We start from the raw sequence: 19,850 nt of genomic DNA, 5'->3' as shown, positions 1-19,850 counted from the left end.
CCCGCATGAATCAGCTGCAACGACAACAACAACCCGCCGGCGCCGCACGCCGCCGCTTCTGGCGCGGCGCGCAGGTCGCGCTCGCGAGCGCCGCGTTCGCGCTCCTCGCCGCGTGCGGCGGCGGCGACAACAACGGCGCGTCGCAGCCGAGCGCCGGCGTGAACATGCAGGTCGTGTCCTTCGGCGACAGCCTGTCGGACGTCGGCACCTACTCGCCGCAGATCCTGATCGGCTTCGGCGGCGGCCGCTTCACGACGAATCCGGGCCAGGTGTGGACGCAGGACGTCGCCGCCTATTACGGCGGCACGCTCACGCCGGCGTTCGAAGGCGGCTTCGGCGTGCCGCTGCAGGCGGCAGGCGGCCTGGGCTACGCGCAAGGCGGCTCGCGCGTCACGCAGCAGCCGGGCATCGGCCACGCGGACGCGAGCGTCGCGAACGCCGATTACGCGCAGGCGACGACCGTGCCCGTCGCGACGCAGGTGCAGCAATACCTGCAGCAGCACGGCAGCTTCAACGCGAACCAGATCGTGCTCATCAACGGCGGCGCGAACGACATCTTCTATCAGGTGCAGGTCGCGCAGACTCAGGGCAATACGCCGGCCGCGCAGCTCGCCGCCGCGCAGCAGATCGGCCTCGCCGCGCAGCAGCTCGCGGGCGTCGTCCAGCAGATCGTCGCGGCGGGCGCGGCGCACGTGTTCGTCTCGAACGTGCCGGACATCGGCGGCACGCCGCTCGCGGTGTCGACGGGCCAGCAGGCCGCGCTCACGCAGTTGTCGACGGTCTTCAACAGCACGCTTGCCGCGGCGTTGAAGGCGCTGAACGTCGATCCCGCGAAGGCCGTGCTGATCGACGCGTTCACGTGGCAGGACGGCATCGCCGCGAACTATCAGGGCAACGGCTTCTCGGTGGCGAACACGGGCACCGCGTGCAACCTGCAGTCGATGATCGCCGCCGCGACGAAGGCGGGTGTCACGAACCCGACCGCGTTCGGCTCGTCGCTGTTCTGCTCGCCGCAGATGTACACGGCCGCGAACGCGGACCAGACCTACATGTTCGCCGACACGGTCCACCCGACGACGCGCCTGCACGCGCTCTTCGCGCAGTACGTCGAGCAGCAGATCGCGAAGGCGGGCGTCGGCAGGTAAGCAGCCGGCGCGCGAAGGGCGGAGCGTCTCGCGCGTGCCGCCCGGTTGCGACGCGGCGACGAATCCGCGCTTCAAATGAGAACGCCCGGTTCGCGTAATGCGAACCGGGCGTTTGTCATCGGAGCCGGCTCTGTCGTGCGTTTCGGCGTTTCGGCGTTTCGGCGTTTCGGCGTTTCGGCGTTTCGGCGTTTCGGCGTTTCGGCGTTTCGGCGTTTCGGCGTTTCGGCGTTTCGGCGTTTCGGCGGCCAGAGCATAACGAAGACATGCTCGGCTTCACCCGCCGAATCAGCCGCCGAACCGCCCGACGCTCACTCCTGCGCGTCGAACGCGGCCGCCGCACGGCCGAGCCGGTCGTTCACCGCGATCCATTCGACCGTATCCGGCAGCTTCTCGACGAGAATGCGCGCGACCTGCGCGCGGTCGAGCGCGCGCAGCAGCCCGTAGAGCTCACGCGCGTAGACTCGCGGGTCCTCGGGCGCCGCGACGAAATGCACGCCCTGTGCGTGCGCCCACGCGCCCGCGCGCGACACGCGCGCGACGAGCGCCACCGGTTTGCCGGCGTCGCGCGCGGCCGCGAGCAGCGGCTCGAGCCGCTCGAACGCCGCCAGCGCGAGCGGCGTGCGCGGTGCGTAATGCGCCTTCAACGTGCCGGACGCGCGCGGCGCGGTCGCATCGCTGCCGTCGGGCAGGCGCGGCGCGACGCCGAGCACATCGGCGATCTGCCGCGGGCTCACGTCGCCCGGGCGCAACAGCGCCGGAAAACCGCGCGACAAATCGAGAATCGTCGATTCGATCCCGACGTCGGACGGGCCGCCGTCGAGCACGCGGACGGCATCGCCGAATTCGTCGCGCACGTGCTGCGCGGTGGTCGGGCTCACGTGGCCGAAACGGTTCGCCGACGGCGCGGCGACGCCGCCGTGCCCGCCGCGACGCGCGTCGAACGCACGCAGCAGCGCCTGCGCGACCGGATGCGACGGGCAGCGCAAGCCGACCGAGTCCTGCCCGCCGCTCACCGCGTCCGGAATACGCGCGGCGCGCTTGAGGATCAGCGTGAGCGGGCCGGGCCAGAACGCGTCGATCAACTTCTGCGCGTCGGCGGGCAACGAATCGACCCAGTAGCCCGGATCGCTGCCCGGCGCGAGGTGGACGATCACCGGATGGTTCGCCGGCCGCCCTTTCGCCGCGTAGATGCGCGCGACGGCGGCCGGGTTCTGCGCGTCGCCGCCGAGCCCGTAGACGGTTTCGGTCGGAAACGCGACGAGTTCGCCCGCGTCGAGCAGCGCGGCGGCTTCGTCGATCTGCTCGTCGGTCGGAATCGGTCGATCGTTCGACATCTCGCGCTCCGTCAGTCGAGCGGAATGCGCAACAGCCGCGCGCACGCGGTCGCGCCCGCGACCGCTTCGTCGAGCGTCGCCGCGGTGAAGTTCACGTGGCCCATCTTGCGGCCGACCCGCGCTTCTTCCTTGCCGTACAGATGCAGCCGCGCGGTCGGCATCGCGGCGACCTGGTCCCACGGCGGCGTGACGGGCTCGCCCGACGCGCCGCTCGCGAACCATACGTCGCCGAGCACGTTAAGCATCGCGGCGGGCGAATGCTGGCGCGTGCTGCCGAGCGGCAGCCGCGTCATCGCGCGCACCTGCTGCTCGAACTGGCTCGTCTCGCACGCATCGACCGTGTAGTGGCCGGAATTGTGCGGCCGCGGCGCCATTTCGTTCGCAACGAGCGAGCCGTCTTCGAGCACGAAGAACTCGACGCACAGCACGCCGACGTAGTCGAGCGAATCGGCGATCCGCGCGGCCGCCTGCTGCGCGTCGCGCACGAGCGCATCGCTCGCGGCGGGCGCGGGCACGACGCTCAGCGACAGGATGCCGCCGTGGTGCGTGTTCTGCGCGAGCGGAAACACGGCGGACGCGCCGTTCGCGCCGCGCGCGATCAGCGCCGACACCTCGTATTTGAGCGGCAGGCGCTTCTCGAGCACGCACGGCACGCCGCCGAGCGACCCATACGCGTCGCGCGCTTCCTGCGCGGTCGCGACGCGCACCTGCCCCTTGCCGTCGTAGCCGAGGCGCGCGGTCTTCAGGATGCCGGGCAGCACCGCGGCGAGATCCGCATCGGCGAGCGCCGCGAGCTGCGCGGCCGACTCGATCACGACGTGCGGCGCGACCGGCACGCCCGACGCCGCGATGAAACGCTTCTCGGCGATCCGGTCCTGCGCGATCGCGACGCAGCGGCCGGCGGGCGCGACGAACGTCGATTGCGCGAGGAAATCGAGGCTCGCGGCGGGCACGTTCTCGAACTCGGTCGATACCGCGTCGCACAATTGCGCGAGCTCGGCGAGCGCGGCCTCGTCGTCGTATGCGGCGCGCAGATGCTTGTCCGCGACGGCGCCCGCCGGGCTCGTCGGATCGGGATCGAGCACGGCGACGCGGTAGCCCATCGCCTGCGCGGCGAAGCAGAACATGCGGCCGAGCTGGCCGCCGCCGACCATGCCGAGCCAGGCGCCCGGCAGGATCGGGGAATTCGGGTTGGGGAGTGCAGTCATGTCTAGGGTCGGTGGCGGCGGGCGGCGGCGCCCGCCGCGGTCAGGACGATCGATGTTGCAGGCGGCGGCGCGGCGGCCTCACAGCGGCGGCAGCGTCATCGCGTGCGCGGCCTCGTTCTGCCGCACGCGGAACGCGGCGAGCCGGTTCGCATAGTCGACCGACGTGCCGGACAGGATCGACACCGCGAAGAGCGCCGCGTTCGCCGCGCCGGCCTCGCCGATCGCGAACGTCGCCACGGGCACGCCTTTCGGCATCTGCACGATCGAGTGCAGCGAATCGACGCCTTTCAGATACTTGCTCGCGACGGGCACGCCGAGCACGGGCACGGTCGTCTTCGCCGCGAGCATGCCGGGCAGGTGCGCGGCGCCGCCCGCGCCCGCGATGATCGCGCGCAGGCCGCGCTCGCGCGCCTTCTCCGCGTAGTCGAACATCTCGTCGGGCATCCGGTGCGCGGACACGACCTTCGCCTCGTACGGCACGTCGAATTCCTGCAGGATCGCGACGGCATGCTTCATCACGTCCCAGTCGGAGCTGGAACCCATCAGCACGCCGACGAGCGGCGCGCTGTGCGTGTGGGCGGTCTGGACTTCGCTCATCGTGCGCTTCCTCGTTTCGGTGAATCGGACGATGGTCAGTCGAGCGTCTTGCCCGTGATGCGCTCGAGCGCTTCCTGATACTTCGCGCTCGTCTTCGCGACCACGTCGTCGGGCAGCTTCGGCGCGGGCGGCTCCTTGCTCCAGTTCTGCGCCTCGAGCCAGTCGCGGACGAACTGCTTGTCGAACGACGGCGGGTTCGTGCCGACCCGGTATTCGTCCGCCGGCCAGAAGCGCGACGAATCGGCCGTCAGCGCCTCGTCCATCAGGAACAGCTTGCCGTGCTCGTCGAGGCCGAACTCGAACTTCGTGTCGGCGATGATGATGCCGCGCGTGGCCGCGTAGTCGGCCGCTTCCTTGTACAGCTTGATCGAGATGTCGCGAATCGTCGCGGCCAGCTCGGTGCCGATGCGGCGCTCGGTTTCCTCGAACGAGATGTTCTCGTCGTGATGGCCCATCTCGGCCTTCGCGGCGGGGGTGAAGATCGGCTCGGGGAGCTTCTGCGCGTTCGAGAGGCCGGCCGGCAGCTCGACGCCGCACACCTTGCCCGTCGCCTGGTAGTCCTTCCAGCCGCTGCCCGCGAGATAGCCGCGCACGACCGCCTCGACGAGGATCGGCTCGAGCCGCTTGACGACGACCGCGCGCCCCTTCACCTGCTCGACCTCGTCGGCGGCGACGACCGTCTCGGGCGCGACGCCCGTCAGGTGGTTCGGGACGATGTGCGCGAGCTTGTCGAACCAGAAGTTCGCCATCTGGTTCAGCACGCGGCCCTTGTTCGGAATCGGCTCGCCCATGATGACGTCGAACGCCGACAGGCGATCGGTCGTGACGATCAGGAGCTTGTCGTTGCCGACCGCGTAGTTGTCGCGGACCTTGCCGCGACCGAGGAGCGGCAGCGAGCGCAGCGTGGATTCGTAGAGGGTAGACATCGTCTTTTCGCAGATAAGGAGCAAACAAAAAGGGAAACGCCGTTCCCCGCGGCTGGCGGGAACGGCGGCCTCGCAATACTTCGGCGAACCGGCCGGGCGGCTTGGCCCGGCGGGCCGGCCGGCTTCGGGACCGGACCGGACTTGCCCGGCCGGCCCGCGCGCGGGCCGGCCAGATCGTACTACAGACTCAACGCACCACTTGCGCGAGGTCGCCTGCCTTGTACTTCTCGGCGATCTTCTCGAGCGGCACCGGCTTGATCTTCGCCGCCTGGCCTTCGCAGCCGAACGCCAGATAGCGCGCGACGCAGATCTTCTTCGCCGCTTCGCGCGCGGGCTTCAGGTAATCGCGCGGATCGAACTTGCCAGGATTCTCGAACATGTAGCGGCGGATCGCGCCCGTGATCGCGAGACGCAGGTCGGTGTCGATGTTGACCTTGCGCACGCCGTGCTTGATGCCTTCCTGGATTTCCTCGACGGGCACGCCGTAGGTTTCCTTCATGTCGCCGCCGAATTCGCGGATTTCCGCGAGCAGGTCCTGCGGCACCGACGACGAGCCGTGCATCACGAGGTGCGTGTTCGGGATGCGCGCGTGGATTTCCTTGATCCGCTGGATCGACAGGATGTCGCCCGTCGGCTTCTTCGTGAACTTGTACGCGCCGTGCGACGTGCCGATCGCGATCGCGAGCGCGTCGCACTGCGTGAGCTTGACGAAATCGGCCGCCTGCTCGGGATCGGTCAGCAGTTGCTCGCGCGTCATCGTGCCTTCTGCGCCGTGGCCGTCCTCCTTGTCGCCCTTCATCGTCTCGAGCGAGCCGAGCACGCCGAGCTCGGCCTCGACCGTCACGCCGATCGAGTGCGCCATCTCGACGACCTTCCTCGACACGTCGACGTTGTATTCGTACGACGCGACCGTCTTGCCGTCGGCCTCGAGCGAGCCGTCCATCATCACGCTCGTGAAGCCGCTGCGAATCGCCGCCATGCAGACGGCGGGCGACTGGCCGTGATCCTGGTGCATCACGACGGGAATGTGCGGGTACGACTCGACCGCCGCTTCGATCAGGTGGCGCAGGAACGCCTCGCCCGCGTACTTCCGGGCGCCCGCCGACGCCTGCATGATCACGGGCGCGCCGACTTCGTCCGCGGCCGCCATGATCGCCTGCACCTGCTCCAGGTTGTTCACGTTGAACGCGGGCAGGCCGTAGCCGTTCTCCGCGGCGTGATCCAGCAGTTGACGCATTGATACGAGAGGCATTGTGGTACTCCTTGAATGAAAACCTTGCGCCCTACGCGGCGTCTTACGGCCCGTCCCGGCTTCGAAGGCGGGCGGGCCGGCGCGGCCGAGCGTCGAATAGCCGCATTTTATCGCGAAGCGCCTCCGATTCAGACCAAATGGCGGATTCGCTGGCAATTTGTTACGTCTTTCAGGTCGCCTTCAAGCGAAAAAAGCCGCGGGGCGTCGGACCCCGCGGCTTCCTCGTGACCGCGCAAGCGGCATGCCCGGCGAGCGAACGCGCCGCTCGGGCATCCGGCCGCTTTCAGTAGTGCTCGCCGACGCGCACGATCTTCAGCGTGTTCGTGCCGCCCGCCTGCCCCATCGGCTCGCCGACCGTCAGCACGACCATGTCGCCATGCGCGACGTAGCCGCGCCGCACGATCAGCTCGAGCGCCTGCTGCAGCGCGGAATCGCGATCGCTGTCGAAGTCGACGTGCAGCGGCGTCACGTTGCGAAAGAGCGCCATCGCGCGCTCGCTGCCGACTCGCGGCGTCAGCGCGAAGATCGGCACGTGCGTGTAGTGGCGCGACATCCAGAGCGCCGTCGCGCCCGATTCGGTCAGCGCGACGATCGCCTTCGCGCCCAGGTGGTACGCGGTGAAGAGCGCGCCCATCGCGATCGACTGGTCGATCCGCGTGAACGTGCGGTCGAGGAAATCCTTGTCGAGCTCGACGTGCTCGGATTTCTCCGCCTCGACGCAGATCGCCGCCATCGCCTCGATCGTCACGGCCGGATACTTGCCCGTCGCCGTCTCGGCCGACAGCATCACCGCATCGGTGCCGTCGAGCACGGCGTTCGCGACGTCCGACACCTCCGCGCGCGTCGGCACGGGCGCGTGGATCATCGATTCCATCATCTGCGTCGCGGTGATCACGAGCTTGTTCGACTCGCGCGCCATCCGGATCATCCGCTTCTGCAGCGCGGGCACGGCCGCGTTGCCGACCTCGACGGCCAAATCGCCGCGCGCGACCATGATGCCGTCCGACGCGTCGAGAATCTCCTGCAGCGCCGGAATCGCCTCGGCGCGCTCGATCTTCGCGATCATCTTCGGCTTGATGCCGTAAGGCGCACCCGCGATGTTCGCGAGCTGGCGCGCCATCTCCATGTCGGTCGCGTTCTTCGGGAACGACACGGCGACGAGATCCGCGCCGAGCGACATCGCGGTGCGGATGTCCTCCATGTCCTTCGCGGTCAGCGCGGGCGCCGACAGCCCGCCGCCCTGCCGGTTGATCCCCTTGTTGTTCGACAGATCGCCGCCCACCTTGACGGTCGTGTGAATCTCATCGCCGAACACGCGGTCGACCTTCAGCACGATCAGGCCGTCGTTAAGCAGCAGCACGTCGCCCGGCTTCAGGTCGCGCGGCAGATCCTTGTAGTCGAGGCCGACCCGCTCGTCGTTGCCGAGCTCGCACGTCGCGTCGAGGATGAACGGCTGGCCGGGCGTGAGCGTCGTCTTGCCCGCCTCGAACTTGCCGACGCGGATCTTCGGCCCCTGCAGGTCCGCCATGATCGCGATTTCCCGGCCGACCCGGCGCGCGGCCTCGCGGACCATCTCGGCCCGCTCGCGGTGATCGTCGGCGGAGCCGTGCGAGAAATTGAGCCGCACGACGTCGAGACCCGCGTGCATCATCTGCAACAGGACCTCCGGCGAGCTGGATGCCGGACCGATCGTGGCGACTATCTTGGTGGCGCGATGCATGAATCTCCTCGTCTGACTGAGTGAAAGCGCTGGATGTAACGCCGCGAGAGCCGAAGCCGCGCGGCCCAGCCGCCGCCGCTTCGGAACGCGCGCCGGTGCGTGCGCCCGGCGTCGCTTTGTCCGCGGGCGCCGGCGTGAACGGCCGGCGCCGCGTCGTTGATTCGGGTTCGGCGCGCCCGCCCCGGGCGCACCGCTTGACGGCCTGACGAAAGCCGCCGGGCCGGCGAGGCGCGCAACGCGCGTGCCCGCCGGCGTCACGCGGGCGGCTGCCGCCCGCGTTTATCGCGCGCCGCCGGCACCTGCTCGCGGCCGCGCGCGATGTCGCGTGCTTACGCGCGCGTTTCCAGCACTTCGACGGCGGGCAGCTTCTTGCCCTCGAGGAATTCGAGGAACGCGCCGCCGCCCGTCGAGATGTAGCTGACCTTGTCGTGAATCCCGTACTTCGCGATCGCGGCGAGCGTGTCGCCGCCGCCCGCGATCGAGAACGCGGCCGAATTCGCGATCGCGTCGGCGAGCGTCTTCGTGCCGTTGCCGAACTGGTCGAACTCGAACACGCCGACGGGGCCGTTCCAGACGATCGTGCCCGCCTTCTCGAGCTGGCCGGCGAGCGCCTTCGCGGTTTCCGGCCCGATGTCGAGGATCATGTCGTCGGCTTCGATGTCGGCGACCTTCTTCACGGTGGCGACGGCCGTCGGCGAGAATTCCTTCGCGACGACGACGTCGGTCGGGATCGGCACCGACGCGCCGCGCTTGCGGGCTTCGTCGATGATCGCCTTCGCCTCGCCGACGAGATCGGCCTCCGCGAGCGACTTGCCGATCGCGAGGCCCGCCGCGAGCATGAACGTGTTCGCGATGCCGCCGCCGACGATCAGTTGATCGACCTTCTCCGCGAGCGACTTCAGGATCGTCAGCTTCGTCGACACCTTCGAGCCCGCGACGATCGCCACCAGCGGGCGCTTCGGGTTGCCGAGCGCCTTGCCGAGCGCGTCGAGCTCCGCGGCGAGCAGCGGGCCCGCGCACGCGACGGGGGCGTACTTCGCGATGCCGTGCGTGGTCGCCTCCGCGCGGTGCGCGGTGCCGAACGCGTCGTTCACGTAGACGTCGCAGAGCTTCGCCATCTTCTGCGCGAGCTCGTCCGAGTTCTTCTTCTCGCCCTTGTTCACGCGGCAGTTCTCGAGCAGCACGACCTGCCCGGGCGCAACCTCGACGCCGTTCTCGACCCAGTTCGCGACGAGCGGCACGTCGCGGCCGAGCAGCTCGGCGAGGCGCTTCGCGACGGGCGCGAGCGAATCCTCGGGCGTGAACTCGCCTTCCGTCGGGCGGCCGAGGTGCGACGTGACCATCACGGCCGCGCCCGCGTCGAGCGCCGCCTGGATCGCGGGCACCGACGCGCGCACGCGCGTGTCTTCGGTGATGTTGCCGTGATCGTCCTGCGGCACGTTCAGATCGGCGCGGATGAACACACGTTTGCCGGAGAGCTTGCCTTCGGCGATCAGGTCGGTAAGACGCTTTACTTGGCTCATGGGACTGATGAAGGTTGATGAAGGAAGGCGGTTCGACGCGCGCGGGCTGCCGCGCCGGGCGCCTCGCGCGGCCCGCCGGCTTCGCGCGGCAGGGCCCGCGCGGCGCGCGCGCGAAAAAATTTTCCGGAAGGGGCCATTCTAGCCGATCCGCCCGGCGCGCTCCCCCGCCGCGCGGCGAATGCCTGCCGATTTCCCGCTATCCCGCGGCGAGGTGCGCCGTTGCGTCGCGCCTGCCGAGGCGAGCGCGCGACAGGCCGCAGGCCGGGTCGGAACCGCTCAGAACAGGACCCTCAGCGCGGTGAAGACGAGCATCCCGACGACGATCGTGCCGAGCATGCTGCGCCGCCACAGGAACCACGCGAGGCCGGCGGCCGCCGCGTAGAAGTCATGGTTGGACAGCGCGAACGAGATGCCCGCGGGCGTCTCGAGCACGTCGGGCAGCACGACCGCGACGAGCGCCGCGGCGGGCGCGTAGCGCAGCGAGCGCTGCACGCGCTCGGGCAGCACCGTGCGCTCGCCGCCCGCGAGAAAGAGCGCGCGCGTGATCGCGGTGACGAGCGTCATCCCGGCGATCGCGAGCCAGACCTGCCAGCCGCTCATTCGGCGTCCTCCGTATGCGTCGCGCGGCTCGCCGCGCGAATGCGCCGCCAGTCGGCGCGCTCGACGAACCAGTCGGCCACGCTGCCCGCCGCGAGCGCCGCGACCACCGCGAGCGGCAGCGCGAGCCGGTACGGCAGATCGAACGCGACGAGCGACACGATCCCGGCCACAGCGACGGCCGCGAGCGTCGAGCGGTTCGAGATCGCCGACACCATGATCGGGATCAGCGCGAGCGTGCCGGCGAGCGCGAGCCCCCAACTGTCGGGAAACGCGCTCGCGAGCGCGATGCCGGCGAGCGACGACGCCTGCCACGCGAGCCAGCTCGTGAGCGCCATCCCCCAGAAGTACGCCTCCTTGCCGGGCACGTGGCCCGCCGCGAAGCCCTGCTTCTGAAACAGCAGGTAGATCACGTCGCCGTTGAAATAGCCGATCGTGAGGCGCCGCCACAGCGGCAGATACGAAAAATGGGGCGCGAGCCCCGCGCTGAAGATCACGAAGCGCATGTTGACCATCGCGGCCGTCAGGAGAATCGTCCAGACCGGCAGCTTCGCGGCGAACAGCGGCAGCACCGCGAGCTGCGACGAGCCCGCGTAGACGAGGATCGTCATGCCGACCGCCTGCCCCGTCGTCAGCACCGACTTGCTCATCGCGATGCCGGTGACGAGGCCCCATGACAGGATCGCCATTAGCGTCGGCGAAAAGTCGCGGAAACCCTGCGCGAGGGCGAAACGGTCGGTGGCGGAAAGGCGAGCGAGCATCGGGGAGGCGCCGCGAAGGCGAAAAGCCGGACCGCTCGCGCGCGTCGCGCGCCGCCGTCCGTTATTTTTTCACGCAGATTGCGCGTCGATTATAGCGCCGGACCCTGTCGCCCCGACCGTTGCACGGACAAAAACGCTAAAATGAGCGTCTTTGCGACGCGGAGCCGTTTCGAGCCCCGCTCGCCCCTTCTGCGCATCCCCGCATCCACTAGGAGAAGACCTATGTCAATGGCCGATCGCGACGGCAAGATTTGGATGGACGGCAAGCTGATCGAATGGCGCGACGCCAAGATCCACGTGCTGACCCACACGCTGCACTACGGCATGGGCGTCTTCGAGGGCGTGCGCGCGTACAAGACGGCCGACGGCGGCACGGCGATCTTCCGCCTGAAAGAGCACACGAAGCGCCTGCTGAACTCGGCGAAGATCTTCCAGATGGACGTGCCGTTCGACCAGGAAACGCTCGAGGCCGCGCAGCGCGACGTCGTGCGCGAGAACAAGCTCGAGTCGTGCTACCTGCGCCCGATCATCTGGATCGGCTCGGAGAAGCTCGGCGTGTCGGCCAAGGGCAACACGATCCACGTCGCGATCGCCGCGTGGCCGTGGGGCGCGTACCTTGGCGAGGAAGGCCTCGCGAAGGGCATCCGCGTGAAGACCTCGTCGTTCACGCGCCATCACGTGAACGTGTCGATGGTGCGCGCGAAGGCGTCCGGCTGGTACGTGAATTCGATCCTCGCGAACCAGGAAGCGACGGCCGACGGCTACGACGAGGCGCTGCTGCTCGACGTCGACGGCTATGTGTCCGAAGGCTCCGGCGAGAACTTCTTCCTCGTGAACCGCGGCAAGCTCTACACGCCGGATCTCGCGTCGTGCCTCGACGGCATCACGCGCGACACGGTCATCACGCTCGCGAAGGAAGCCGGCATCGAAGTGATCGAGAAGCGCATCACGCGCGACGAGGTCTACACGGCCGACGAGGCGTTCTTCACCGGCACCGCGGCCGAAGTCACGCCGATCCGCGAGCTCGACAACCGCACGATCGGCAGCGGCGCGCGCGGCCCGATCACCGAAAAGCTGCAAAGCGCGTTCTTCGACGTCGTCAACGGCAAGAGCGCGAAGCACGCGGACTGGCTCACGAAGATCTGAGCCCGAATGCGGCGCGGCGCCACGCCGGCGCGCGCCGCTCGCCATCGCCATAACGAGAAAGCCCCATGAGTGAAATCAAGGAAATGCCGCTCATCGAACTGACGGCCAAGGATCTGCCCGCTTACTGCCCGAACCCCGCGATGCCGCGCTGGAGCGCGCATCCGCGCGTGTTCATCGACGTCTCGCACGGCGAGGCACGCTGCCCGTACTGCGGCACGCGCTACAAGCTGCGCGACGGCGAAGTGCTGCGCGGCCACCATTGAGCGCGCGGCGGCTTCACCGCCCGACGCGGCGCGCGCCGGGCAAGCGGCGCGGGCCGCCGCCGCTCCCCCGCAACCCGAGCGCGGCGCACGAGCGTCGCGCTTTATTACGACATCGGAAAACGACCTGATGCGTCGCGCGTTGGTTATCGCACCGAACTGGATCGGTGACGCATTGATGGCGCAGCCGCTTTTCGCGCTGCTGAAGAAACTGCATCCCCGCATCGTCATCGACGCCGTGGCGCCGGCCTGGGTCGCGCCCGTGCTCGAACGGATGCCCGAGATTCACGATGTCCACGCGACCGAGCTCGCGCACGGCAAGCTGCAGATGCTGCACCGCTGGCAACTCGCGAGCGATTTGCGCGACGTCGGCTACGACGCCGCGTACGTGCTGCCGAACTCGCTGAAATCCGCGCTGATCCCGTGGCTCGCCGGCATCCCGCTTCGGGTCGGCTACACGGGCGAGCATCGCTACGCGCTGCTCAACGTGCGGCACGCGAATCCGGGCAAGGCGCGCGAGACGCGCGCGCCGATGGTCCAACATTACGCGGCGCTTGCATACGCGCCCGGCGCGAAGCTGCCCGAATCGTTCCAGACGCTGCCGCCGCCGCGGCTCGAAGCGGACCTGAACGAGACGGCGCGCGTGTCCGCACGCTTCAATCTCGACACGCGCAAGCCGCTCGTCGTGTTCTGCCCAGGCGCCGAGTACGGCCCGGCGAAGCGCTGGCCGCCCGAGCATTTCGCCGCGCTCGCGCAAAGCGTGAGCCAGTCCTTTCCCTATACGCAGATCGTCGCGCTCGGCTCGCCGAAGGACGCCGCGGCCGCGCAGGCGATCGCCGAACGCGCGCCGAACGTACGCAGCCTCTGCGGCCAGACCTCGCTCACCGAGGCGTGCGCGCTGATCGCGCGCGCGAACGCGGTCGTCACGAACGATTCCGGGCTGATGCACGTCGCGGCGGCGCTGCGCCGGCCGCTCGTCGCGCTCTACGGGTCGACCGATCCGCGTCATACCCCGCCGCTGTCGGAGCTGGCAAAGGTACAATGGCTGCATCTCGAATGCAGTCCCTGCTTCGAACGCGAATGCCCGCTCGGCCACCTGAAGTGCCTGCGCGAGCTGAGCCCGGAGCAGGTGTTCGGCGATTTGCGCGGGATGCTCGTCGGACAGCGCTGACGTCCGCGGCCGCGAGGCCGCCCGTCGCGCGCCGCGCACCCGCACCCGATTCACCGCTTGAGCGGGCGGCCCCGTCGAAGACGAGGCCGCCTCGATGAAACGGCGCGCGCCGCGCGCGAGAGATAGACCCGATGCCACGTTTTGCCCGCCTCTTCGAAGCCGCCGCCGATACGCTGAACGCGTACTATCAGGCGGTCGCCGACGCCAACCTCGACGCGCTGATGGTCCTCTGGATCGACGAGGATTTCGCCAGTTGCATCTGGTCGGACGGCACGCACCTGCACGGCCTCGAGCAGATCCGAAGCGGGTTCGGCGCGCGGCTGTCGACGCAGCCCGTCACGATCGAGCCGCTCGACATCCGCGTCTACGACAGCCTCGGCACCGTCGTCTACACGGTCGCCGAAGCGCACCAGCAGGCCGATCTGACGGCCGAGCCGCAGATGGTGTTCACGACCTACGTGATGATCCACGAGCGCGGCGAATGGCGGATCGCCCACATCCACGCGAGCCCGATCCCCGAGCAGACGGCGACGCAGTTCGCCGCGAAGATCCGCCACGCGCAGGGGCCGCTCCACTGACCGACGGGCGTTTGCAGCGATGAGCACCGCACTCCCCCCGCTTCCCGCTGCCGACGAGACCGCCCGCCCGGCAGCCTCGTCCCTCTACCGCGCGCCGCTCTGGCTGCCGACGAGCCACGCGCAGACGATCGTCCCCGCGCTCTTCGCGCGCCGGCCCGACGTCGAGTACCGGCGCGAGCGCTGGGACACGCCGGACGGCGATTTCATCGACGTCGACTGGCTCGCGCCGGCGCCGGGCGCCGCGCCCGGGCCGCTCGCGCCGCTCGCCGTGCTGTTCCATGGCCTCGAAGGCAGCTCCGATTCGCATTACGCGCGCGTGCTGATGGCGGCCGCCCGCGCGCGCGGCTGGCACGGCGTCGTTCCGCACTTTCGCAGTTGCAGCGGCGAAATGAACCGGTTGCCGCGCTTCTACCACCTCGCCGACAGCGCGGAAGTCGACTGGATCCTGCAGCGGCTCGTGAAAAGCCATCGCGGGCCGCTCGTCGCGGTCGGCGTGTCGCTCGGCGGCAACGTGCTGCTGCGCTGGCTCGGCGAGCGGCGCGGCGACACGTCGATCGTCGCGGCGGCCGCGGCGGTGTCGACGCCGATCGACGTCCACGCGGGCGGCCGCGCGCTGTCGCAAGGCTTCTCGATGGTCTACACGCGAAGCTTCCTAAAGACGCTGAAATTGAAGGCGCTCGTGAAGCTCGAACAGTACCCGGGGCTTTTCGACAAGCAGGCGTTGCTCGCCGCGCGCACGATGCACGACTTCGACGACATCGTCACCGCGCCGCTGCACGGCTTCGTCGATGCGAACGACTACTGGACGCAGGCGACGACGCGCCCGCTCCTCGCGGCGATCGACGTGCCGACGCTGATCCTCAACGCGCGCAACGACCCGTTCCTGCCGGCATCGGCGCTGCCCGGCCCGCGCGACGTATCGCGCGCGGTGGTGCTCGACCAGCCCGAGCACGGCGGCCACGCGGGCTTCATGACGGGCCCGTTCCCCGGGCGTATCGACTGGCTCCCGGCGCGCATCTTCGAATTCTGCTCACGCTTCACCGATCATGGATGACATCGTCAAACAGGCGCTCGCCAAATGGCCGAACGTCCCGCACTGCACCGGATGGCTGCTGCTCGACCGGCGCGGCGGCTGGCGGATGCGCGACGACGCCGCGCAGGCGGCGGGCGCGCTCGGCTCGCCCGTGCGGCACCCGGCGCTCGTCGATTTCATCGCCCGCAACTACGAGCGCGACGAAGACGGCCAATGGTTCTTCCAGAACGGGCCGCAGCGCGTGTACGTCGAGCTCGCGTACACGCCGTGGATCGTCCGGCTCGCGGCCGCGCCCGCCGGCGGCGAGCCGGCGCGCGTCGCGCTGACCGACCATACCGGCCGCGCGTTCGAGCCGGCGCGCGCATGGCTCGACGATGCGGGCGGCGTGCTGTTCGCCGACCGCTCGACGCCGCCGCGTGTCGCCGCGCTGCACGATCACGATCTGGCGCGCTTCGCCGATTGCGCCGAACTCGACGACGACGGCGCGCACGGCGTGCTGCATCTCGGCGGCGGCGTGGACCTGCCGCTCGAGCCGATCCGGCGCGACGACGTTGCGCGGCGGTTCGGCTTCGTCGCAAGTCCGGCCGCGCGCGCGGGAAGGCAGACGAAGGACGGCAAGCCGGCGGACTGACGCGGGCGACGGGCCACGGGAGCGAATGGCGGGCGAACCGCGCGCCGTGCGCGGCCACTGCGCTTCGTCCGCCTCGTCCGCTTCGCTCGGCGCTCCCGATTTTTCAGGTGCTTCCGCGCCCTGCGCTTCATCCGGATTTCGTCCGGATTTCCCCGAATTTCGTCCGAAGATGCGCCGATCGGCAACCTGGCGAGCCGAACGCACGCGCAACCGCCGGCACGCCCCATGCGGACATCGCCGCGTCACCCGCGCCCGTTGTCATTGTCCTCTTCCCGTTCTTCCTTGTAGCGCGCCTCGAACTCGTGCAGCCGCGCGCTGATGATCGACTGCTCGTAGAAGCTGGCCGACTTGAGGTCGCGCGCCTCGCGCAATTGCCGGATCGCCGACGGCCACGCACCTTCAAGTGCGAACTTCTCCGCGAGCGCGCGGCGCTGCGTGACCGCATCGCCCTCGCCAAGGCTCGCCTGCGCGAGGTAGCGCCACCAGTCGGGTTGTCCGGGATCGCTGCCCGCTTCGGATTGCGCGAGCGTCTGCGCCTGCCCGTAGCGCCGCGCGGCAAGAAGCGCCTGCAGATGCGCGGCGATGGCCGCGTGCGAGCCAGGCCACCGCGCTTGCGCGGCGGCGGCGAGCCGCACCGCGTCATCCTCGCGGCCGGCGCGACGCGCGATCTCCGCCGCGAGCACATCGAGGCTCGGCGAGCTGCGCGCCGCCTCGCCCTCGCGCGCGGCCGTGCGCGCGAACGCATCGCGCGCCGCCGCAAGCGCGCGGTCCGCGTCGTCGTAGCGGCCGCCCAGCATCTCGCCGAGCGCGATCCCGTACCAGTTCGCCGCGACGTTCGGCGCGACCCTGTCGTCGAGTTCCGCGCGCATTCGCCTCACCTCGTTCGCGTAATCGGTCGCCGAGCGGTTCTGCAGCATCCGCAGGCGCGCGCGCACGAAACCGTATTCCGGCGACTGTCGCGGCTGCCGGTACGGCGCGCGCCGCGCGCGATCGTCCATGTCGGCGATCCGCTCGCCCGTCAGCGGGTGCGTGCGCGCATACGCGGGCACGCCCGCGTCGCCCATCGACGCGCGCTCGAGCCGCTCGAAAAAGCTCGGCATTCCATACGGATCGTAGCCGGCGCCCGCGAGCAGTTGAAAGCCGACGCGGTCGGCCTCGCGCTCGGCCGAGCGCGAGAACCGGAGCTGGCTGTCGACCGCGAACGCCTGGCCGCCCATCGCGATCGCGCTGCCGAGATCGCCGCTGCGCGCGAGAATGCCCGCGAGCACGCCGAACAGCATCGTCGCGAGCGCCGCGTAACCGCTCTTCTCGCTTGCGCCGATCATCCGCGCGATGTGCCGCTGCAGCACGTGCCCCATCTCGTGGCCGATCACCGACGCGAGCTCGGATTCCGTCTGCGTCGCCGCGACGAGCCCGCTGTTGATGCCGATGAAGCCGCCCGGCAGCGAAAAGGCGTTGATCTGCGAATCGCGCATCGCGAACAGATCGAAATCGGGCATGTAGCCGCCGATGAACTGCGCGGCGGCCGCCGCCGAGAGCTTCGCCGCGACCGAATTCAGGTAGTCGCGCACGAGCCAGTCGTCGAGATAGTCGGGGTCGCGCCGCACCTCGCGCATCACGCGCTCGCCGAGACGGCGCTCCGCCTGCGGCGTCAGCGAGCCGCCCGAGCCGTCGCCGAGATCGGGCAGTTGCAACGAGCGAAGCGGCGCGCGCAAACTGGGCGTGCCCGACGCCGGACCGGCGAGCCGGCTGTCCGCGCCGCCGTACGTGCCGAACACGCCGGCCGCAATGCCGGACGGCACCGTGGACAACGCCTCGCGCGCGAGCGGCGCCGCGTCCGCGGCACCGGCGGAAAGCGCGGGCTCGAGCGGCGGCGCATCGCTGCGCGACTGCGCGTGGCTGCCGGGCGGCAGTGCGAGCGCCGCGGACAGCAGGACGGCAAACGACGGTTTGACGCGCATGGACAAGGATCTGGGCGGCCGTGGCGTAATGGTTCGACGCAACGGCATCATTGTAACGGCGCGCCGGCCGCCGCTCGCACGCCGGAGCGTGGCGGCGAGCCGCGCTGCTATGATAGGCGCCCTCTAACGGAGCACGACATGTCTGGATCTGGGTTCACACACTTCGACGCCGCCGGTCACGCGCACATGGTCGACGTCGGCGACAAGCAGGAAACGAAGCGCATCGCGGTGGCGCGCGGCGCGATCCGGATGCTGCCCGACACGCTCGCGCTGATCCGCGAGGGACGCGCGAAGAAAGGCGACGTGCTCGGCGTCGCGCGAATCGCGGCGATCCAGGGCGCGAAGCGCGCCGCCGATCTGATTCCGCTCTGCCATCCGCTCGCGCTCACGCGCGTCGCGGTCGATTTCGAGTTCGACGACGCGCTGCCCGGCGTGCGCTGCAGCGCGCAGGTCGAGACGCTCGGGCGCACAGGCGTCGAGATGGAAGCGCTGACTGCCGTGCAGGTCGGGCTGCTGACCGTGTACGACATGTGCAAGGCGGTCGATCGCGGGATGGTGATCACCGAGGTGAGCGTGCGCGAGAAGCGCGGCGGGAAGTCGGGAGACTGGAAGGCGAACGACGCCGGCGCGTGATGCGGCCCGGCTGCGCCGACCACGCGCGCCTCATCTGAGCCGGGCGTGCGCATCGCCCGCGGCCGTCGACACACTCGAGGCCGCGAGCGGCGATCGCGCCGTCCCGGGACGGCGCAGCCGTCACTCGCCCGCCCCGCACTCGTCAGCACGTTCAATGCGCTCGGCGCGCTCCGATGAGCGTCACCGCGACGCCTTCGCCCGCGGCTCGAACACGAACGGCCGCGTCAGCGTGAACGGATACGGCTCGCCGCCGCGCGCGGGCGTCTGCGAACACACGATCCTCGACATCGCGTCGACAGCCGCGCGGTCCGCCGCGGCGTTACGGCTGCTCGTCGTCACCGTGACGTTCTCCGCGTTGCCCGATGCCGTGATCATCGCGCGCACGAGCACGGTCGCCCGACGCTCGAGCGGCTTCGCATTCTCGGGGTACGCCGCGACGGGCATCGTGCATTCGAGCTTCGCCGCGTCGCTCGGCGCGAACGCCGCACAGCCGGCGAGCAGTGACGCGGCAAGCGGCAGCGTCAGGTACGTCGAGTAGGTCTTCATGTTGGTTGTGGTCCGTCTACAGCGTCCGTCTCGCGAATCGCCGACAGGCGCGTCACGCGCCGCCAACCGATTCCGCGCCCCCGTTTCTCGTCGACGTTTCGCTCACGCGGGGTGCCTGCGCCAGGCAGCGAGCGGTCCCCGGAACTCGCCGGCACGCATTGCTTCGGCGGCGCGCGTTCCGATCCGCGCCGCTGTTCCGGCGACGACGGCCCGCTGCCCGCCGCGATCCGCCGACCGTGCTTACAACAGCGATTTCGCTTGCGACAACACCTTGTCGCACACCTGCTTCGTCAACTGCTGCTTGAAGCTTTGCCCGCCGCTCAGGTCGAGCGTGCGGCCGTTGCCGGCGTCGAGAATCCCGTTCGCGCCGCTTGAATACGCGCTGTCCGACGTGACGCCGCCGCCCAGCTTGCTCATCAGCGCATCCTTGACCGACGACGCGCCACCGTCACCGAGATAGTTGTTCTTGATGCAGAACTGCAGCAGGCCCGCGACGTTGCCGGAGCTGCCGGGCGTCAGCAGCGAGCCGGCCGACGCCGCGCCGCCCGCGCCGCCGAGATTGCCGAGCGCGCCGGCGATACCGCCCGCGCCGTTGCCCGCGTCGGCGCCTTGCTTGAGAAAATCGCCGAGCTGCGCATGCGCGGCCGAAAACGACACGATGCTGGCAACCAGGATGCCTGCTGCGGCAATACGATGCGTACGCGTTTTCATGGGCTTCCTCTCAGGGCGGAAAATCGGTCCGGTCGGTAAATCACGCGCCCAAGCATACCCGAACGACATCGCGTGCATACGCTCACGGCGGGGCGCGATGTGCGAACTCGGCGGAAT

20 protein-coding genes and 1 pseudogene are annotated in these 19,850 nt (G+C 69.7%); 8 read left to right on the top strand and 13 right to left on the bottom strand.

The genetic code is table 11. The features are described from left to right. The first annotated feature begins 5 nt into the window (after positions 1-5). The gene (locus tag BTH_RS15610) at positions 6-1,145 is read left to right on the top strand and encodes an SGNH/GDSL hydrolase family protein (RefSeq protein WP_009892763.1); all 1,140 of its coding nucleotides are present in this window, start codon (positions 6-8) and stop codon (positions 1,143-1,145) included. A gap of 308 nt (positions 1,146-1,453) precedes the next feature. Here BTH_RS15610 and BTH_RS15605 read toward each other — a convergent pair whose 3' ends face one another. From BTH_RS15605 to BTH_RS15565, 10 genes and pseudogenes are all read right to left on the bottom strand, one after another. Next, positions 1,454-2,479, bottom strand: a complete 1,026-nt coding sequence (locus BTH_RS15605; protein WP_009892764.1) for an L-threonylcarbamoyladenylate synthase — start codon at positions 2,477-2,479, stop codon at positions 1,454-1,456. Between the two features lie 11 nt (positions 2,480-2,490). Next, positions 2,491-3,687 (bottom strand): 5-(carboxyamino)imidazole ribonucleotide synthase, encoded by a 1,197-nt coding sequence (locus BTH_RS15600; protein WP_009892765.1) that lies wholly within the window; start codon positions 3,685-3,687, stop codon positions 2,491-2,493. 78 nt (positions 3,688-3,765) lie between these two features. Further along, entirely contained in the window at positions 3,766-4,284 is a 519-nt protein-coding gene (gene purE / locus BTH_RS15595; RefSeq protein ID WP_009892766.1) for a 5-(carboxyamino)imidazole ribonucleotide mutase, read from the bottom strand. A 35-nt stretch (positions 4,285-4,319) separates the two neighbouring features. Continuing rightward, complete coding sequence (locus BTH_RS15590; protein ID WP_009892767.1) at positions 4,320-5,210, bottom strand: phosphoribosylaminoimidazolesuccinocarboxamide synthase; 891 nt, start codon at positions 5,208-5,210, stop codon at positions 4,320-4,322. A 187-nt stretch (positions 5,211-5,397) separates the two neighbouring features. After that, positions 5,398-6,462, bottom strand: a complete 1,065-nt coding sequence (fba, locus tag BTH_RS15585; RefSeq protein ID WP_004190157.1) for a class II fructose-bisphosphate aldolase — start codon at positions 6,460-6,462, stop codon at positions 5,398-5,400. 283 nt (positions 6,463-6,745) lie between these two features. Further along, the gene (pyk, locus tag BTH_RS15580; RefSeq protein ID WP_009892775.1) at positions 6,746-8,182 is read right to left on the bottom strand and encodes a pyruvate kinase; all 1,437 of its coding nucleotides are present in this window, start codon (positions 8,180-8,182) and stop codon (positions 6,746-6,748) included. After that, a pseudogene (locus BTH_RS35695) lies at positions 8,161-8,440 on the bottom strand (hypothetical protein). The gene pyk and the pseudogene BTH_RS35695 overlap by 22 nt, the downstream one beginning before the upstream one ends. Positions 8,441-8,511: 71 nt before the next feature. Next, positions 8,512-9,705 (bottom strand): phosphoglycerate kinase, encoded by a 1,194-nt coding sequence (locus tag BTH_RS15575; protein WP_009892777.1) that lies wholly within the window; start codon positions 9,703-9,705, stop codon positions 8,512-8,514. A gap of 276 nt (positions 9,706-9,981) precedes the next feature. Continuing rightward, complete coding sequence (locus BTH_RS15570) at positions 9,982-10,305, bottom strand: AzlD domain-containing protein (RefSeq protein ID WP_009892778.1); 324 nt, start codon at positions 10,303-10,305, stop codon at positions 9,982-9,984. Beyond that, on the bottom strand, positions 10,302-11,063 hold the full coding sequence (locus BTH_RS15565) for an AzlC family ABC transporter permease (protein WP_009892779.1): 762 nt from the start codon (positions 11,061-11,063) through the stop codon (positions 10,302-10,304). Before BTH_RS15565 ends, BTH_RS15570 begins: the two co-directional genes overlap by 4 nt. Positions 11,064-11,285: 222 nt before the next feature. Between BTH_RS15565 and BTH_RS15560 the strand changes: the two genes are divergently transcribed. From BTH_RS15560 to BTH_RS15535, 6 genes are all read left to right on the top strand, one after another. Next, a complete protein-coding gene (locus tag BTH_RS15560; protein ID WP_009892780.1) occupies positions 11,286-12,209 on the top strand; it encodes a branched-chain amino acid transaminase in 924 nt (307 codons plus the stop codon). Positions 12,210-12,274: 65 nt separating this feature from the next. After that, positions 12,275-12,472 carry a zinc-finger domain-containing protein gene (locus BTH_RS15555; RefSeq protein WP_004197553.1) on the top strand — a complete coding sequence of 66 codons (198 nt, stop codon included), beginning with the start codon at positions 12,275-12,277 and terminating at the stop codon, positions 12,470-12,472. Between the two features lie 127 nt (positions 12,473-12,599). Beyond that, positions 12,600-13,640, top strand: a complete 1,041-nt coding sequence (waaF, locus tag BTH_RS15550) for a lipopolysaccharide heptosyltransferase II (protein WP_011401829.1) — start codon at positions 12,600-12,602, stop codon at positions 13,638-13,640. A 131-nt stretch (positions 13,641-13,771) separates the two neighbouring features. Further along, a complete protein-coding gene (locus BTH_RS15545; RefSeq protein WP_004189144.1) occupies positions 13,772-14,218 on the top strand; it encodes a nuclear transport factor 2 family protein in 447 nt (148 codons plus the stop codon). A gap of 19 nt (positions 14,219-14,237) precedes the next feature. Beyond that, on the top strand, positions 14,238-15,272 hold the full coding sequence (locus tag BTH_RS15540; protein WP_009892784.1) for a hydrolase: 1,035 nt from the start codon (positions 14,238-14,240) through the stop codon (positions 15,270-15,272). Continuing rightward, entirely contained in the window at positions 15,265-15,882 is a 618-nt protein-coding gene (locus BTH_RS15535) for a DUF2946 family protein (RefSeq protein WP_009892785.1), read from the top strand. The genes BTH_RS15540 and BTH_RS15535 overlap by 8 nt, the downstream gene beginning before the upstream one ends. A gap of 242 nt (positions 15,883-16,124) precedes the next feature. Here BTH_RS15535 and BTH_RS15530 read toward each other — a convergent pair whose 3' ends face one another. Further along, entirely contained in the window at positions 16,125-17,843 is a 1,719-nt protein-coding gene (locus tag BTH_RS15530) for a M48 family metalloprotease (protein ID WP_009892787.1), read from the bottom strand. Between the two features lie 138 nt (positions 17,844-17,981). Here BTH_RS15530 and moaC point away from each other — a divergent pair, with 138 nt between their 5' ends. Continuing rightward, positions 17,982-18,476: a cyclic pyranopterin monophosphate synthase MoaC gene (gene moaC / locus BTH_RS15525; RefSeq protein WP_009892788.1), complete on the top strand. Its 495-nt coding sequence runs from the start codon at positions 17,982-17,984 to the stop codon at positions 18,474-18,476. Positions 18,477-18,656: 180 nt separating this feature from the next. Here moaC and BTH_RS15520 read toward each other — a convergent pair whose 3' ends face one another. Together BTH_RS15520 and BTH_RS15515 are read right to left on the bottom strand one after the other, a co-directional pair. After that, the gene (locus BTH_RS15520) at positions 18,657-19,022 is read right to left on the bottom strand and encodes a TonB family protein (RefSeq protein WP_009892790.1); all 366 of its coding nucleotides are present in this window, start codon (positions 19,020-19,022) and stop codon (positions 18,657-18,659) included. Positions 19,023-19,262: 240 nt separating this feature from the next. Beyond that, positions 19,263-19,733, bottom strand: coding sequence for a DUF2501 domain-containing protein (locus BTH_RS15515; protein WP_009908511.1), 471 nt, complete (start codon positions 19,731-19,733; stop codon positions 19,263-19,265). Positions 19,734-19,850: the final 117 nt, after the last annotated feature.

It is taken from the genome of Burkholderia thailandensis E264, assembly GCF_000012365.1.
Lineage (GTDB): Bacteria > Pseudomonadota > Gammaproteobacteria > Burkholderiales > Burkholderiaceae > Burkholderia > Burkholderia thailandensis.
This window is presented reverse-complemented; position numbering and strand designations above follow the sequence as displayed.

Coding starts and splice junctions, on each gene's coding strand:
- BTH_RS15540 (WP_009892784.1), top strand. CDS start 14,238: ATGAGCACCGCACTCCCCCCGCTTCCCGCTGCCGACGAGACCGCCCGC.
- BTH_RS15605 (WP_009892764.1), bottom strand. CDS start 2,479: ATGTCGAACGATCGACCGATTCCGACCGACGAGCAGATCGACGAAGCC.
- BTH_RS15520 (WP_009892790.1), bottom strand. CDS start 19,022: ATGAAGACCTACTCGACGTACCTGACGCTGCCGCTTGCCGCGTCACTG.
- waaF (WP_011401829.1), top strand. CDS start 12,600: ATGCGTCGCGCGTTGGTTATCGCACCGAACTGGATCGGTGACGCATTG.
- BTH_RS15560 (WP_009892780.1), top strand. CDS start 11,286: ATGTCAATGGCCGATCGCGACGGCAAGATTTGGATGGACGGCAAGCTG.
- BTH_RS15535 (WP_009892785.1), top strand. CDS start 15,265: ATGGATGACATCGTCAAACAGGCGCTCGCCAAATGGCCGAACGTCCCG.
- BTH_RS15590 (WP_009892767.1), bottom strand. CDS start 5,210: ATGTCTACCCTCTACGAATCCACGCTGCGCTCGCTGCCGCTCCTCGGT.
- BTH_RS15565 (WP_009892779.1), bottom strand. CDS start 11,063: ATGCTCGCTCGCCTTTCCGCCACCGACCGTTTCGCCCTCGCGCAGGGT.
- pyk (WP_009892775.1), bottom strand. CDS start 8,182: ATGCATCGCGCCACCAAGATAGTCGCCACGATCGGTCCGGCATCCAGC.
- BTH_RS15600 (WP_009892765.1), bottom strand. CDS start 3,687: ATGACTGCACTCCCCAACCCGAATTCCCCGATCCTGCCGGGCGCCTGG.
- BTH_RS15575 (WP_009892777.1), bottom strand. CDS start 9,705: ATGAGCCAAGTAAAGCGTCTTACCGACCTGATCGCCGAAGGCAAGCTC.
- BTH_RS15545 (WP_004189144.1), top strand. CDS start 13,772: ATGCCACGTTTTGCCCGCCTCTTCGAAGCCGCCGCCGATACGCTGAAC.
- purE (WP_009892766.1), bottom strand. CDS start 4,284: ATGAGCGAAGTCCAGACCGCCCACACGCACAGCGCGCCGCTCGTCGGC.
- BTH_RS15570 (WP_009892778.1), bottom strand. CDS start 10,305: ATGAGCGGCTGGCAGGTCTGGCTCGCGATCGCCGGGATGACGCTCGTC.
- BTH_RS15530 (WP_009892787.1), bottom strand. CDS start 17,843: ATGCGCGTCAAACCGTCGTTTGCCGTCCTGCTGTCCGCGGCGCTCGCA.
- BTH_RS15555 (WP_004197553.1), top strand. CDS start 12,275: ATGAGTGAAATCAAGGAAATGCCGCTCATCGAACTGACGGCCAAGGAT.
- moaC (WP_009892788.1), top strand. CDS start 17,982: ATGTCTGGATCTGGGTTCACACACTTCGACGCCGCCGGTCACGCGCAC.
- fba (WP_004190157.1), bottom strand. CDS start 6,462: ATGCCTCTCGTATCAATGCGTCAACTGCTGGATCACGCCGCGGAGAAC.
- BTH_RS15515 (WP_009908511.1), bottom strand. CDS start 19,733: ATGAAAACGCGTACGCATCGTATTGCCGCAGCAGGCATCCTGGTTGCC.
- BTH_RS15610 (WP_009892763.1), top strand. CDS start 6: ATGAATCAGCTGCAACGACAACAACAACCCGCCGGCGCCGCACGCCGC.